The following is a 15697-nucleotide window of genomic DNA, read 5'->3' on the forward strand; positions in this document are numbered from 1 at the left end:
GTTCCACGGATGTCAAATGACATTCAGGCGCATAAGGCGGCAAAGTTCGCACTTCGCCGCCAAAACCCCACAAATATATTAGTCTACCGCAAGTTCTGTAATTTCACGGCGGAAGGGCAAAGCGTCACCAATACCTTTACCATCGAGTTCCCGTGCATAGCGGTGACCGGCATAGGTTGCCCAAGCGATCGGAGCCGGTGCGTTGGCGTCGCCGATCAGTTTGACCGACTTGATGCCTGCATCTGCCCAGTCCGCTTCGCGTGCCTTCAGATCATTGAATACGCCGTTGTTTTCCAGACGGGATGCAACCATCACAACAGCATCTGCCTCGATCTTCCAAGTGCGATCGGTGTAGACACAGTTTGAGACCACATGATCCGGGTGGATTTCAGTGACGCCTTGGTTGAGCACGATCTCGCCCCCCGCGTCGACCAGCCTTGGATGAATGGCGATCTGTTCCAACGTGTTGTTGGTCCAGTCACTGACATAAGCCGATGGTGTAACCAGCGTCACTTGCGCGCCGTTCTTGGCCAACAGTTCGGCAAGAACACCACCCATATAATAGTGGTCGTCGTCGTACACCACCACTCGGCCGGATGGGATTGTGCCATCCATCAGATCGTCCGGGGTATAGACCCTGGCGCCTTCAGCAATTGGCATCGGCACAACGTGCTGACGCGAGACACCATCGTTGCGCCATGTCGCTCCTGTGGCGATACAGATGTTTTCGAAGCCGAACTCCAGAATGCTTTCAGCATCTAGCTCGCTTTCGCGATAGATTTCCACGTTTGGGCGCTGGCTGAGTTGATAGTCACGATAGTCCACTACCCGACCCCAGGCCGATAGGCCCGGCAACAGACGTTCGCGCGCTACACGGCCTCCGATAACGTCGCGGGCCTCGGCCACGGCAACGTCGTAGCCGCGGCGACACAGCGCCCACGCGGCCTCAAGCCCCGCAGGGCCCGAGCCCACGATCAGCACGTTCGAGCTATCACCTTTTTCGTTCATCTTCTCGGGGTGCCAGCCCTTGCGCCATTCCTCCATGAAGGTCGGGTTCTGGGTGCAACGACTGATCGACATGGTCATGTCACCCGTGATGCAGATGTTGCAGCCGATGCATTCGCGGATGTCCTCTATCCGGCCTTCTTCGATCTTTTTGGGCAGGAACGGGTCGGCGATAGATGGACGGGCGCAGCCGATGAAATCCAGCGTACCGGACTTGACCATCTTGGCCATTACATCGGGTGAAGTGAACCGGCCCACGCCGACAATAGGCTTGTCGGTCAGATCGTGAATACCACGCACCAGTTCTTCCTGCGTGGCCTCTTCCTTGAAACGTGAAGGGCCAGAACAGTCTTCCCAAGTTCCTTGCGCCAAATCCCAAAGATCCGGCAGGTCCTTGTTCATTTCAATATAGTCACGCACCTCGGCGTTCGAAAAGCCAAGCTCACCGATGGTTTCATCCAGGCTGACCCGCAGCGTGATCGCCATCGTATCGCCGACCGCGTCGCGCATGTCGGCGATGACTTCCTGACTGAAACGGGCGCGGTTCTCCAGACTGCCGCCATATTCGTCGCTGCGCTGGTTGGTGGCACGGCTGAGGAAGTGTTGGAAGATGCCAAACCCGTGCGCACCATAGAGACAGATCAAGTCAAATCCTGCGTTTTTCGATCGTTTGGCAGCGTTCACGAACCAACGGCGCAGGTCTTTGATGTCCTGCTTGTCCAGTGCGCGGGCTTGAACCGGGTCGTTTGTGAAAGTCCGAATGGGAAGGGCAGAAGGGGCCAGCGGCACTTCTTTGGTATAGAGGTTCGGCCCGTTGATGCCGGAATATGCCAGCTGAATGCCCGCCAAAGCGCCATGTGTTTTCATCCGTTCCGACATCTTGCGCAGTTGCGGGATGTCCTTGTCCTCCCACAGACGCAGCTCGATAAAGGGTGTGATCTCAGACGTGTGGTGCATCTCGCACTGCTCGGTGAAGATCACACCCCAGCCGCCTTCAGCCTTGATCCCACGCATCGCAGCCGCCGCCGAGGGATCACGATATCCGCCGCCGTTACAATGGGGAACTTGATAGAACCGGTTCTTGGCGGTCAGAGGGCCGATCTGCATCGGCTCGAACAGAATATCATAGCGTGGATCGCGCATGGCTGGCTCCTTAAGGCTGGCTGATAGGGTTCACGGAGGGCCGTCAGTCCCAGTAAATCAAGATCTAAAGACCGGTGGCAACTTCTGTGATGGAGTCGCGCAGGATGGCTTCGATGCGATCAATCATGGGCTCGTCCATGATCAATGTCGGGGACAAGATCAGCACGTTTCCCAAGGGGCGTGCGATCAGGCCGCGTTTCTGGCAGGCTTGGGCTACTTTCAGCCCCACTTGCGCCTCATCCGGATAACTTTCCTTGCTGGCGCGGTTTTTGACGAATTCGATCCCCATCATGAAATGGCTACCACGCACTTCGCCGACCATTTCGATGTCGGTCAGACCGCGCAGGTTGGATTCGAACCGTGCACCGGTTGATTGCACCCGCTGCGGGATCTGCTCGCGCTCCATAATCGCGATGTTGGTCAGACCTGCCGCCGCAGCCGCAGGGTGGCCCGAATAGGTCATGCCATGCAGGAACATACCGTCGGGCCCCGAGATCACTTCGTGAATATCATCCGAGACGATCGTGGCCGAAAGCGGTTGATAGCCTGAGGTCAAGCCCTTGGCCGTGGTGATGATGTCTGGCACCATGTCGAACACATCTTCCGAGGCAAAAAAGTGCCCAAGACGGCCAAAGGCGGTGACGACCTCATCGGCGACGTATTTGATATCGTTGGCCTTACAGACCTCCCACGCGCGCTTGTGATAACCTTTAGGTGCGGTCACAACACCGCCTGCGCCCTGGATCGGCTCGGCGATGAACGCACAAATGTTTTCTGCGCCAATCCGCTCAATACTGGCGGTCAGATCGTCGATCAGATCGTTAAGGAACTCACCCTCGGTCATCTCGCCGCATTCGCGCCAGTAGTGGGGTGAGCGCAGGTGATGCACGAGTTCGCTGGCCGCGTGCCAACCTTCGGAATAGCCAGGTGTGGTCATCGCCATCGCCAGATGAGTCGATCCGTGATAGGCGCCGTGCCGCGATAGAATCAGCTTCTTTTCTGGCTTTCCCTTGCGGATATTATAATGGTGCAGCATCCGAATGGCGCTGTCATTTGCGACCGAACCGGAATTGCTGAAATAGACCGAATTCAGATGACCCGGCGCAAGCTGAGCGATCTTCTCGGCCAGCGCCGCCGCTGCCGGGTGTGTAAAGTTGTAGAAGGTCGAGTAATAGTCCAGTGTTTTCAACTGATCCGAGATCGCGGCAATCATCTCGTCATTGCCATGGCCGATATTGACGCACCATAAACCGCCAATTCCGTCGATCAGCTCTGTTCCGTCGCTGTCATAAACGTAGGCGCCCTTTGCCCGCGATATGACGGTGCGAGCGCCCTGCTTCTTTAGCGCGTCCAGATCGGCGAAAGACTGAATCAGGTGCTTATCCTGCGAAAGAATGTCGAGCGTATCTTTAGCCATGATCAACCCCTTTGTTTTCCTGTAGCAGTTCTGCTGATCCGGCGCGTCCCTTGTTCGGGCCATGATCGCGCCGGCGGATACATACCACCTAAATTGAGTATTTACGTTACTTTGGCGATTTCAGGGGGTATATACCCCCAGGGGGGTACCCGAATATGTCACAAATTTCGGCACCAGACGCCTTGTCGACCGCAATTATGGCAATCGGATCAGAACGCTTCGGTGATGCATTGCACCGTTGGCTGGATGCGACATGCTCATTCGATAACTTCGCGATCATCGCCTTTTTTAAGGATCGTGCGCCCCAGGTTCTGATGACCCACGCTCGCGACAGTCGCGTTTTCGAGCGCATCGACAGCCACTATGTCAAAGGAGCCTATCTGCTGGATCCGTTCTTTGGCCTACATCAAAGCCGCGCTGCAGACGGTCTTTATCGTTTAACCGATGTCGCCCCTGATCAGTTTCAGCGCAACGAGTACTTCAAATCCTACTACGCCAACACAACGCTGACAGATGAGCTTGCTTATTTCGCCTGCCTTACCCCGATCAGTTCAATCACAGTCTGTATCGGCAGGGACGCAACCACCGCATCGCGGTTCTCGTCCAGAGACTACAGCGCGGCTAAACACATCGCGCCAGTGGTTAGTGCGCTGGTCAGAATGAACTGGCCAGACATCAAGCCCCCGATTGAAGGTGAGCCGGAAGATACCGTTGAACAACTGCGCCGGCGCATGTCCGCCGAGCAGGACATCAGCCTAAGCCCAAGACAGGCCCAGGTGGCGCTGTTGATCCTGCAAGGACATTCGTCGATTTCTATTGGCCTGACACTTGGCATTAGCCCCCAGACCGTAAAGGTCTTGCGCAAGCAACTTTACCGGAAATGCCAGATCTCTTCGCAGGGGGAACTGTATTACCTGATCGCGCCTTATCTGTCGGAGAATAGGCAACTGCCTGGGAGCTCAACATAAAACCCGACAAGTTAGCCAAAGCCTAATTAAGAGTAAGTTAGACAGTTATTTCACCTGTTTCGAACTTGTGAAACCTTAACCTGGAAACGTGCATAGCGTGCTGGAGTGGCACAGAATGCGGCAATCCAAAGCGGCCGTTACCCAGGTATCGGCTAGCTCACCGGTTAGGTGCTGATGTCCGAATTCTGAAAGTGCAAGGCGTTCGGTCCATTGTGATCGCTCGTCCTCCAAGACCGGCATGTAATGAGCGATGGCAATGACCTCTCAGGGTCAATTCGAGATGCAGTTATAGGGAACCGACACATGTCCATTGAGAAAACGGATACGCTGGTTGTTGGCGGCGGACAGGCTGGTATCGCGCTGAGCGAGCACTTGGCAAACAACTATGTGCCCCACATCATTCTGGAAAAGAACCGCACTGCAGAAGCATGGCGTACCGGTCGTTGGGACGCATTGGTTGCCAATGGCCCGGCCTGGCATGACCGTTTTCCCAGCCTGCAGTTCAACGGCGACGACCCCGATGCGTTCGTGCCTAAGGACCGGGTTGCCAAATATCTTGTCGAATACGCCGAAATGGTCAAAGCCCCCATTCGCGAAGGTGTAGAGGCGCTGAAAGCAGAACGTCTGCCGGGTGAAGGAGGCTTCAAGGTTGAAACCTCTGCCGGCGAGATTCATGCCAAACGCATTGTGGCCGCCACGGGCGCGTTCCAGCAACCGGTCATTCCGCCGATCGTGCCGGCAACGGCTGGTGTCGAGCAAATCCACTCCTTCTACTACAAGAACCCCGACCAACTGCCAGAAGGTGCCGTGATGGTGGTCGGTGCCGGGTCGTCCGGCGCGCAGATCGCGGACGAGTTGAACCGCGCAGGCCGCAAGGTCTTTTTGTCGGTTGGTCCGCATGACCGCCCGCCTCGCCGATACCGCGGTCGCGACAATGTCTGGTGGCTGGGCGTGCTGGGACTTTGGGATATCGCTGCGCAAAAACCCGGAACCGAGCATGTCACCATCTCAGTTAGCGGGGCCCATGGTGGGCATACGATGGATTTCCGCCGGCTTGGAAATGAGGGGGTCACCCTTACTGGTATGACCAAAAACTTCGAGAACGGCGTTCTCAGCTTCGCGGATGATCTACAGCGCAACGTAGCCGCAGGCGACGCCAATTATCTAGAGATGCTTGATCTTGCTGACGCCTATGTGGAACGCACCGGAATTGATCTGCCGGAAGAGTCTGAGGCGCGCGAACCCTTTGAAGACCCGGACTGTTTGACCAATCCGCTTGGGTCAGTCGATTTTGCCAAAAAGGGTATTTCCACGATCATCTGGGCCACGGGCTTCCGTCAGGATTTCAGTTGGATCAAGGCGGACGCATTTGACGCCAAAGGCGCGCCGATCCACCAGCGCGGCGTTTCGGTCGAACCTGACATATACTTCCTTGGCCTGCCTTGGCAGTCACGTCGTGGCTCCACCTTCATTTGGGGCGTTTGGCACGATGCGAAATACATAGCCGATCAGATTGCGATCCAGCGCGCCTATGCCGATTACGATGGTCAGGCGGCAATCATCGCCCCAGCAGCCGCAGAATAAGACAACAGGACACCGAAATGGCGCACATTCGCATTCGCAAATTCAACACCAAAGAAACCTACCCCGAGCAGAACCTCGATAACGACCTGTGTCAGGCCGTCGTCACGCAAGGTGGAAAAACCGTCTACCTGCGTGGCCAGTGCCCGCAGAACCTGGATGATGCGGTCAATATCGACAGCCACGATCCGGTCGAGCAGACCCACAAGGTCATGCAGAACATCAAGCAGCTGATCGAAGAGGCCGGCGGTTCAATGGAACATCTGGTCAAGGTCGTCGTCTACATCACTGATGTCCGCCACCGCGAGGCCGTCTATCGCACCATGGGCGAGTATATCAAAGGGGTCTACCCTTGCTCGACGGGGCTGGTGGTTCAGGCACTCGCACGCCCGGACTGGTTGGTTGAGATTGACGGCACCGCAGTCATTCCCGACTGATCTTGCCGATCATTTGAGGATACCGGGCTGCGCACTTACGCTCTCACCCCGCGCAGCCCGGTCTTTGTCGTTAAGGAGGTCTATATGACTTTTTCACTGGTCGCCCGTTGTGCCGATACCGGCATGTTCGGGTTGGCGATTTCGTCGTCTTCACCCGCCGTGGCCGCCCGCTGTTCGTTTGCCCGCGCCAGTGTCGGTGCTGTCGCATCGCAGAACGTAACCGACCCCAGCCTTGGCCCGCTGACGCTGGATCTGATGGAACAAGGTAAAACCGCGCCTGAGGCCATCGCCGAGATGACGGCCCGCATGAAATTCATTGAGTACCGTCAGGTTCTGGCCGTGGACACCGCTGGACGCACGGCGATCCATTCCGGTCCCAACAGCCTTGGCATCTGGACACAAGCGCAGGCCGAAAACGTCGCCTCGGGTGGCAATCTTCTGGACAACGACGGCGTCCCGCAGGCCATCGTCGACGGGTTTCTGTCGGCCTCGGGTCATATCGGAGACCGCCTGATCGCAGCCATGCGCGCCGGTCTGGACGCGGGGGGCGAGGCCGGTCCGGTACATTCAGCAGGCATGAAGATCGTCGACAAGGTCAGCTGGCCGGTAGCCGACCTACGATGCGACTGGACCGAGGGTTGCCCGATTGAGGCCATCGCAACCGCCTGGGACATCTATAAACCGCAGCTGGACGCCTATATTCAGCGCGCGCTCGACCCGAGAGAAGCGCCTTCTTATGGCGTACCCGGCGACGAATAATCAGCGAGAGAGACATCATGTTGGATTATACGCACGAAGATTGGAAAAGTCGCGCCGCCGGTCTGTCATTTCGTGGGCAGGCTTTCATTGACGGCAAGTTTGTCGATGCCACATCGGGCAAGACCTTTGATAGCATAAATCCCGCCACAGGCGCAGTGCTGACTCAGGTTGCCGAATGCGATGAGGAAGACATCAACCGTGCCGTCGCCGCAGGCCGCGCCGCATTCGAGGATGGCCGCTGGTCGCGCATGGCCCCCGGTGACCGCAAGGCGGTGATGCTGAAACTGGTCGACCTGATCCGCGACAATCTGGAAGAGATGGCGCTACTGGACAGTCTCGACATGGGCAAATTAGTGACGGATGCTGCCACTATCGATGCCCCCGGTTCGGCGCATTTCTTCCAGTGGTATGCCGAGACTATCGACAAGGTCTATGACGAAGTCGCCCCAACCGGGCCTGGCGATTTGGCGCTAGTCAAACGTGTTCCTCTGGGCGTGATCGGAGCAGTGACACCGTGGAACTTCCCGCTGGACATGGCCACATGGAAAGCCGCCGCGGCGCTTGCGGCCGGCAACTCGGTTGTGCTGAAACCGGCCGAACAGTCGCCCCTGTCAGCGCTGAGACTGGCGGAACTGGCGGCTGAGGCTGGCGTTCCGGATGGTGTATTCAACGTCGTGCCTGGCTTTGGCGTGACTGCGGGCAAAGCGCTGGGTCTGCATATGGATGTGGACTGCCTTGCCTTCACCGGGTCGACCGCAATCGGCAAGATGTTCATGCAGTATTCGGGCGAGTCGAATCTGAAACAGGTCTGGCCGGAAACAGGTGGCAAAAGCCCCAATCTGATCTTTGCCGATTGCGAGGATCTGGACTCGGCCGCTGACATGGCCGCCTTTGGCATCTTCTTCAATCAGGGCGAGGTCTGCTCGGCCAATTCGCGGCTATACGTGGAACGCTCGGTCAAGGATGCGTTTGTCGAAAAGCTGATCGCCCGTGCGCAGGCGATGCAACCCGGTGACCCGCTGGACCCGGCGTCGAAAATGGGTGCCATCGTTGATGAAAAGCAGACACAGGGGATCATGCGCTTTGTCGAGGAAGGCAAGAAAACCGCCAACCTTGTGACTGGGGGCGAACGGATCACATTGGATGGCAAGGGCTGCTTTGTCCAACCGACCATCTTCGACGACGTAGACCATGACAACCCGCTGGCGCGCGATGAGATCTTCGGCCCCGTCCTGTCAGTCATTCCCTTCGACACCGAAGACCAGGCCGTGACGATGGCCAATGACTCGGTCTATGGACTGGCAGCGTCAGTCTGGACCGATAACCTGTCCCGCGCTTGCCGGGTGTCAGACAAGCTGATGGCAGGGACCGTTTCGGTGAATACGGTAGACGCGCTGTCTGCAATGACGCCGTTTGGAGGCATGAAACAGTCAGGGTTTGGGCGCGATTTGTCATTGCACTCGCTTGAAAAGTATACTGCTTTGAAAACGACTTGGATCAAGTACAAGGCTTGATCCGCAAGACCGCGGAGATGCGCCTTTGCCTTTCAGATACACGCTGCGACAGCTTGAGTATTTTGTGGCCGTCGGAAAGGCAGGCAGCATCGCAGCCGCCAGCGACAAGCTGAACGTCTCGTCGCCGTCGATCTCGGCGGCGATCACCCAGTTGGAAGTGGAATTCGGCGTCGCCCTTTTTGTGCGCGAACACGCGCGTGGTCTGTCGCTGACCAAGGCCGGGCACAAAATCATGGAACGTACCGAGTTCGTTCTGCGCGAGGCCGAGTTGCTGGCCACACTGGCCGGGGAAATCACCGGGAAGGTACAGGGTATCCTGTCCGTCGGGTGTCTGGTTACATTTGCTCAGATTGTTCTACCGGGGTTGCGACGCGACTTCGAGGACACCTATCCCGATGTACGTATCGAACAGCGTGAACTGAATCAGGCCGTTATTTTCAGCCAGTTGCGCCGGGCTGAACTGGACATCGCCCTGACTTACGATCTGGACATTCCCGCCGATCTCGAATTCCGGCCACTCCATGAACTGCCACCTTATGTCGTTCTGAGCGAAGGTCATCCGCTGGCAAATCGCAGCGAGCTGACGATCCCCGACCTGCAGGACAGCCCAATGGTCTTGCTGGACCTGCCATTTAGTGGTGAGTATTTTCTGTCCTTTTTCCGCGAAGCCAATATCAAACCGAATATCGCGGAGCGCACCGCAGATATGTCGGTCATGCGATCTTTGGTGGCGAACGGGTTCGGTTTTTCGATTGCCAATATCCGCCCCCTCAACGTTTTGTCGCCGGATGGCAAAAAGCTGATCTTTGTGCCCTTGGCCGGGGAAATGCGCCCAATGCGTCTTGGCTTGCTGCGCGCGCGGGCCGAGAATGAAACAAACACATCAAGAGCATTCATTGATCATTGTGCTCATGCCGTAGATTCAGGATCGCTTCCTGGTCTTTTTGCGCAGGACGAAGGGTGATTGCGTGACTTAGAGATCTCCTAACCTCTGCTTCGCCATTCCCAGATTTAAGTATTTTGCCCGTCGTATAGGCTTGGAGAGAATGACCCTCTCACAGCCAAGACCAAAGCGGCTGTCAAACCAAAAAACAGGTTCAATCCTATGACCTCTACCCTGGATATTCTCGACAGGCTTGTTGGCTTCGATACGGTCAGCAAAAACTCGAACCTTGAGCTTGCCGCTTATGTCGAAGAGTTTTTGGAGGCGCGCGGATTCACCGTTCACCGCATCACCGACCCTGGTGGCGACAAGACCGGGCTTTATGCCGAGAAAGGACCTGCGGGTGATGGCGTACTACTATCCGCGCATACTGATGTTGTCCCGGTCGAAGGCCAAAGTTGGACCAAGGACCCATTCCGCCTGACCCGTGAAGGCAATCGCGTCTATGGGCGTGGCACCACGGATATGAAGGGGTACGTGGCTTCTGTCATGGCGCTGGCGGATCGTGCCGCCGGGGCTGATCTGCGCGAACCTCTCAAGATCGCGCTTTCTTATGATGAAGAGGTCGGCTGTGTCGGCATCCAGCACATGCTGGACCGGCTCGCCCCTATGCTGGGCCAGCCACGCGCCTGTTTTGTGGGTGAACCGACCGAGATGCAGGTGGCCGTCGGCCACAAAGGAAAAGCCGCGCTACGTGCCGTCTGCCACGGCCAAAGCGGGCATTCAGCTCTGGCCCCGAAATTCGTCAACGCGCTGCACCTGGCAACTGATTTTGTAGGTGAATTGCGCGCGTTGCAAGAAACCTATGCCAAAAGCGGCAACAGCGACCCGGCCTATTCGGTGCCCTACACCACGTTCCATGTGGGCATGATGTCTGGCGGCAAGGCGTTGAATATTGTGCCGGATCGCGCTGAACTGACATTTGAATACCGTCATGTCGCCTCGGATCATGGCAAAGACATCTTGTCACAAATTCTGGAGGCGGCCATCAGGGTCGGTGCACAGTATCAGGACCTGTGTCCCGAGGCGCGTATCGAGGTTGAACAGTATAACGCCTATCCCGGACTGGAGGTCGCCCAGACCGAAGGCGTCATTGCCTATGCGCAGAAACTGGCGCAAAGCAACGTCACCACAAAGGTGGCCTTCGGTACAGAGGCCGGGTTCTTCAGCGAACTGGGCGTGCCGACTGTTGTTTGCGGGCCCGGATCAATGGAACGTCAGGGCCACAAACCGGATGAGTACCTGGAGATCAGTCAACTGAACGCTTGCGACGCAATGATGGATCGCATCCTCGAAGATATCAGGCGGTGAACAACAAGGGGTTTGCCACAAACCAAAATGCCCCCGGCGGAAACCAGGGGCATTCAAGATAAGTATGTGACCTGAATTACTTCTTCAGATTGGTCCAGATTTGGTCGTACACCGCCTGAGTTTCCTCATCGCAAACTTCGATAAAGACACCCGGTCCGGCATTGGCATGTGGATTCTTTTCAGGCTGCGCTGCCAGCGCTGGGTCCAGAAAGCTTTCCACCCCGTTCACGCCCGCGTTGTATTGCGCGAAGTTGGTCACGGCAGCGATGTTCTCAGGTTCCAGCAGGAAATCCATGAAGATCAGCGCGTTGCCGCGGTTGGGCGCATCTTTCAGCAGAACCACGTTATCCATCCACGCAATGTAACCTTGTGTCGGATAGGCGTATTCGACGTTGGCGCCTTCTTCGCGCGCCTTGGCAGAGAAACCGTCATAGATTTGACCTACAGCCGCATCGCCCGAAACCAGTACCTCTTTCGCGGTGTCTGAGTTGAACGAGGCCCAATGCTGTTTGGCTTCTTGCAGCATGGCGTTCAGCGCCTTCAGCTGTTCACGATCTGTGGAGCACTGCGGAATGCCCATGTGCAACGCGGCCATGGCCATCACTTCGCCCTGACTGTCCAGCATGTTGATGCGACCCTGCAATTCAGCCGGCGGGTTGAACAATATGTCGGTGGTTTGAATGTCCCCGTCATAAGCATCGCGGTTAACTGCAAAGCTGGTCGAGCCCCACTGATACGGAATCGAAGATTGGCGGTCGGGGTCAAAGCTGGGATCGGCCCAATCGGGGGCGATGTTGCCTTTGTTCTTCAGCTCACCATCGGCGATCGTGTCCAGCATGCCTTCACCCGCCATGATCGAGACCATGTAATCACCAGGCACAGAAACGTCATAAGTGCCGATGCCACCAGCCTTGAGCGAAGCCAACATGGACTCGTTCGAGTCGTATGTGTCCATGGTGACAGTGATGCCGGTTTCTTCGGTGAACTTATCCAGCAGCTCTTGCGGGATGTATTCGAACCAGTGGTACAGAACCAGTTCGCCCTCGGCTGCTGCGGCATTTGCGCCAATGGCCAAGGCAAGAGCAGCGACGCCGCTTTTCATCATATGTTTCATGTGACTCTCCATCTGTTGGTTATTTTGTGTTGTCAGACTTGCTGACGAAATAGCTGATCGTGACCATGACGATGGACACACTCAGCAACATGGTCGAAATCGCCATGATATTCGGTTTGATCCCCTGCTTGACCGAGCCAAAGATCGCGGTAGGAAGCGTTTCGACGCCCGCACCCTTCACGAAATTGGTGATGATGAAATCATCCAGGCTGACGATGAACGCCAGCAGGAAGCCCGAAATGATGCCGGGCATCATCAATGGCAAAAGGATTTTGGTGAATGCCTGCCGTTTCGTGGCATAGAGATCCAGTGCCGCTTGTTCATAGCTGTCTTCGATCCCCTGCATGCGGGCTGAGATCGGCAGGTAGGCAAAGGGAATGCAGAACGCGATATGGGCCAGCAGGATCGTCAGGAGCCCGCGTTCGAAACCGATCGAATTGAAGAAGATCAGGGTCGCTACCGCCAGCACGATTTCCGGCACCATCAGCGGCAGGCTGATCAACCCGAAAGACACAGTGCGAAAACGGAACTTACCCCCGCGCACCATCCCCGTTGCCGCCAGGGTCGCGATGGTCGTCGCCGTAGTTGCCGCGATGATGGCGATGATAAAGCTGTTCTTCGCTGCCGTTTTGAACTTGCCGCTTTCTGGGCCGGTAAACACATCTGCATACCAGCGCAGCGATACACCTTCCCAGTTGGTCAGTGATTGCGACGCGTTGAAGCTGTAGATCGTGACCACGACCAGCGGCGCATAAAGGATGACCAGACACAGCAGTGTAATACCCTTGAAACCGGGATATGACTTGATGTCGAATTGCTTGCTTGCCATTGATCAGCCCCCCGCCTTGTCGGCTTTGGCTTGTTGCCGGGCCGAGAACATCAGAATGATCAGCACCATCGTCAGCAGGACCATCGATGCCGCCGCTCCGAACGGCCAGTTGCCAGCATTGCCCTTGAACTGTTCTTCAATCAGCGAACCGATCATGAAGTTCTTGGCGCCACCTAACAGGTCGGGTGCAAGGAACGATCCCATCGAGGGGACAAAGACCAGAATGCAGCCCGCAAACACGCCAGGTTTGACCGCAGGAAGCAAGATCCGTCGCAGCGTCGTCCATTTCGACGCGTAAAGGTCCGCCGCTGCCTCGGACAGGGCAAAGTTGTAGCGTTCGACCGCCGCATAAATCGGCAATACCATGAAGGGCAGGTACGAATAGAACAGGCCCAGCTGCACCGCGAAGTTCGTATTCACAATGTGCAGGGGGCTGTCGATTAGGCCGATATTCATCAGAAAATCATTGAGCGGCCCCTGATCCCGCAGCAAGAATTTCATCGACACGGTCCGGATCAACAGGTTCACCCAATACGGGATGGTGATCAGGAATACCCAGACCGGACGCATGTTCTCGGACCGGGTCGCAATGAAATAGGCGGTCGGAAACCCGATCGCGAGGCTCAGCAGCGTCGCCGCCGCCGCCTGCCAGATCGAGCGCCAGAAAATAGTGATATAGGTCCACTCAATCTTGGGGGGCTCGTCCCCGAACAAGCCGCGATCAAAGAAGAATTGATCGTAGGCAGCCAGAGAGAATTCCCAGATCACACCCCCGCGGAATTCTTTCGTCAGGAAAGAGTAGATCAGCATCATGAGAACTGGGGCCAGCACCAGAATGGACAGTGTCACCCATGCAGGCAACAACAGCCATGTACGGGCCTCTTTGTATGTGTCTGTCGTTGCGCTGCCGCCGCTTGCTGCACCCGCTGCCATCAGTCCACCAGGAGGCGCGCGGCCCCCAGCTCCATGTTGACAAACATTTCGGCGCCCGGCTCGAAGATACGCTTGTTGCCGCGATCTGAATTCGAAGTGCGCACGACAAAATCAGGACCCTCGTCCAGATGCACTATTGTGGTGATGTCGGTGCCGACAAAGATGTTGTCTTTGACGCGCCCGTGCAGGCCTTCGGTCTCAACCGGCTCGGCGGACATATACAGACGTTCGGGGCGGATCGACATGTGGACCTTGGACCCAACGCCAACCCCGTCGACGGCGTTGCAAGTCAACTCATGCCCACCGCCCAGATGACAGGTTGCGCGGCCGTTATCAATACCATCGACGGAGACCTCCAAAAGGTTTGTTTCGCCGATAAAATCCGCCACGAACATGTTGTGCGGACGCTCATAGATATCGGTCGGTGCACCCAGCTGCTGCAACTCGCCTGCCGACATGACCGCGATCCTGTCAGACATTGTCAGGGCCTCTTCCTGATCGTGGGTGACAAAGATAAAGGTGATCCCGGTTTCGCGCTGCAGGTGCTTCAGCTCCAGTTGCATCGCCTTGCGCAGTTTTAGGTCCAGCGCAGATAATGGTTCATCCAGCAACAGAACCTTGGGCTGCGGTGCCAGGGCCCGGGCAAGCGCTACACGCTGCTGCTGACCACCCGACAACTGGCTGGGCTTACGTGCCGAGAACTGGGAAAGCTGCACCAGCTCCAGCATCTCACCTGATTTTTTTCGGGCCTCGGATTTCGACTTGCCCCGCATTTCCAATCCGAACGCCACGTTATCCAGAATGGTCATATGCGGAAACAGCGCATAGTTCTGGAAAACTGTATTAACTGGGCGTTTGTTGGGCGGCAGGTTCTCGATCTCATCTCCATAGAGGTAGATGGCACCTTCGGTTACGGCCTCGAAACCGGCGATCATTCGCAGCAGAGTTGTCTTGCCGCACCCGGACGGGCCAAGGAGTGTAAAGAACTCATTGTCCATGATCGACAGCGAGATCGTCTTAAGCGCCGTAAAATCGCCGTAGCGTTTTACTGCATCCCGCACGTCGATCGCGATATTTACCTTGTCAGACAATTGCGCCTCCCCGAGCATTGCGAAATTCCACTCAGGTATATACGGGCAGCGCGATCCTTCTAATAACTGACTTCCTCACCAAACATTAGGATTAGCCTAATGTTTAATTTTTGCACTTATTAATCAGTATATTATGGTGCATCTTTGCGCTTTATTAACGCCAAGAAAACGGCGAAACGTAGTTCCTTGCTGTTTACCTACGCCTTTCGGAGGACCAGTGTGAAAAAACTGGTTGGCATTCTTACTTCCATCGAAGCTGTCACTGTGTTGTTTCTTGTTAGCGTGTTACTCTTCTTATTGGTGGAAAATTTCCCAAACCCAAGTGTAGAGTATTTCGACCAGACTGACTCGGGAGCTTCCAGAACATTTTGCATTTAGCTTAATGGACTGAACCACTGCCACCGCTGCAAAATCATGCACTGCGACAGGATGTGTCGCAAACTTCTAAAGCGGTCTGAGGCGGCGACTTACTAGTCGCACCTATTCTGCGATCGCGGCAAATAGCAGATATCCAGACGTCACTGTGCTCTGGAATTGCCACTTCCGGAGCATATTGGAGACCTCGATGCCTTCCAGAGTAGCCGAGGTGAAATTAAACAATTTGAACCCGCACATGTGCCGAATACGACGTATTATGAACCGATGTTCCTGT

Annotated in this window: 13 protein-coding genes; 7 read left to right on the forward strand and 6 right to left on the reverse strand. The window is 56.1% G+C overall.

Annotated features, from left to right (window positions below; translation table 11 throughout):
• Positions 1-78 precede the first annotated feature (78 nt).
• On the reverse strand, positions 79-2148 hold the full coding sequence (locus AC2FLJ_RS16145) for an oxidoreductase (RefSeq protein WP_496706740.1): 2070 nt from the start codon (positions 2146-2148) through the stop codon (positions 79-81).
• A 64-nt stretch (positions 2149-2212) separates the two neighbouring features.
• Complete coding sequence (locus AC2FLJ_RS16150; protein ID WP_496706741.1) at positions 2213-3565, reverse strand: aminotransferase class III-fold pyridoxal phosphate-dependent enzyme; 1353 nt, start codon at positions 3563-3565, stop codon at positions 2213-2215.
• 155 nt (positions 3566-3720) lie between these two features.
• Here AC2FLJ_RS16150 and AC2FLJ_RS16155 point away from each other — a divergent pair, with 155 nt between their 5' ends.
• From AC2FLJ_RS16155 to argE, 7 genes are all read left to right on the forward strand, one after another.
• The gene (locus AC2FLJ_RS16155) at positions 3721-4533 is read left to right on the forward strand and encodes a helix-turn-helix transcriptional regulator (protein WP_282170383.1); all 813 of its coding nucleotides are present in this window, start codon (positions 3721-3723) and stop codon (positions 4531-4533) included.
• 303 nt (positions 4534-4836) lie between these two features.
• Complete coding sequence (locus AC2FLJ_RS16160) at positions 4837-6117, forward strand: flavin-containing monooxygenase (RefSeq protein ID WP_282153278.1); 1281 nt, start codon at positions 4837-4839, stop codon at positions 6115-6117.
• A 17-nt stretch (positions 6118-6134) separates the two neighbouring features.
• The gene (locus AC2FLJ_RS16165) at positions 6135-6551 is read left to right on the forward strand and encodes a RidA family protein (RefSeq protein ID WP_108862432.1); all 417 of its coding nucleotides are present in this window, start codon (positions 6135-6137) and stop codon (positions 6549-6551) included.
• A gap of 84 nt (positions 6552-6635) precedes the next feature.
• Complete coding sequence (locus tag AC2FLJ_RS16170; protein WP_282153277.1) at positions 6636-7310, forward strand: DUF1028 domain-containing protein; 675 nt, start codon at positions 6636-6638, stop codon at positions 7308-7310.
• A gap of 17 nt (positions 7311-7327) precedes the next feature.
• Positions 7328-8824: an aldehyde dehydrogenase gene (locus AC2FLJ_RS16175; protein ID WP_496699054.1), complete on the forward strand. Its 1497-nt coding sequence runs from the start codon at positions 7328-7330 to the stop codon at positions 8822-8824.
• Positions 8825-8849: 25 nt separating this feature from the next.
• A complete protein-coding gene (locus AC2FLJ_RS16180; RefSeq protein ID WP_108862429.1) occupies positions 8850-9788 on the forward strand; it encodes a LysR substrate-binding domain-containing protein in 939 nt (312 codons plus the stop codon).
• 141 nt (positions 9789-9929) lie between these two features.
• Positions 9930-11078, forward strand: coding sequence for an acetylornithine deacetylase (gene argE, locus AC2FLJ_RS16185; protein WP_282120979.1), 1149 nt, complete (start codon positions 9930-9932; stop codon positions 11076-11078).
• 76 nt (positions 11079-11154) lie between these two features.
• Here the strand turns inward: argE and AC2FLJ_RS16190 are convergent, their stop codons facing one another.
• From AC2FLJ_RS16190 to AC2FLJ_RS16205, 4 genes are read right to left on the reverse strand one after another with little or no spacing between them, the layout of a single operon-like run.
• Positions 11155-12192, reverse strand: a complete 1038-nt coding sequence (locus tag AC2FLJ_RS16190; protein WP_282120978.1) for an extracellular solute-binding protein — start codon at positions 12190-12192, stop codon at positions 11155-11157.
• Between the two features lie 19 nt (positions 12193-12211).
• Entirely contained in the window at positions 12212-13021 is an 810-nt protein-coding gene (locus AC2FLJ_RS16195) for an ABC transporter permease (RefSeq protein ID WP_282120977.1), read from the reverse strand.
• Between the two features lie 3 nt (positions 13022-13024).
• Positions 13025-13954, reverse strand: coding sequence for an ABC transporter permease (locus AC2FLJ_RS16200; protein ID WP_108862424.1), 930 nt, complete (start codon positions 13952-13954; stop codon positions 13025-13027).
• Positions 13954-15063 (reverse strand): ABC transporter ATP-binding protein, encoded by a 1110-nt coding sequence (locus tag AC2FLJ_RS16205; protein ID WP_282170389.1) that lies wholly within the window; start codon positions 15061-15063, stop codon positions 13954-13956. The genes AC2FLJ_RS16200 and AC2FLJ_RS16205 overlap by 1 nt, the downstream gene beginning before the upstream one ends.
• Positions 15064-15697: the final 634 nt, after the last annotated feature.

Source organism: Ruegeria sp. CDSA034, from assembly GCF_059612275.1.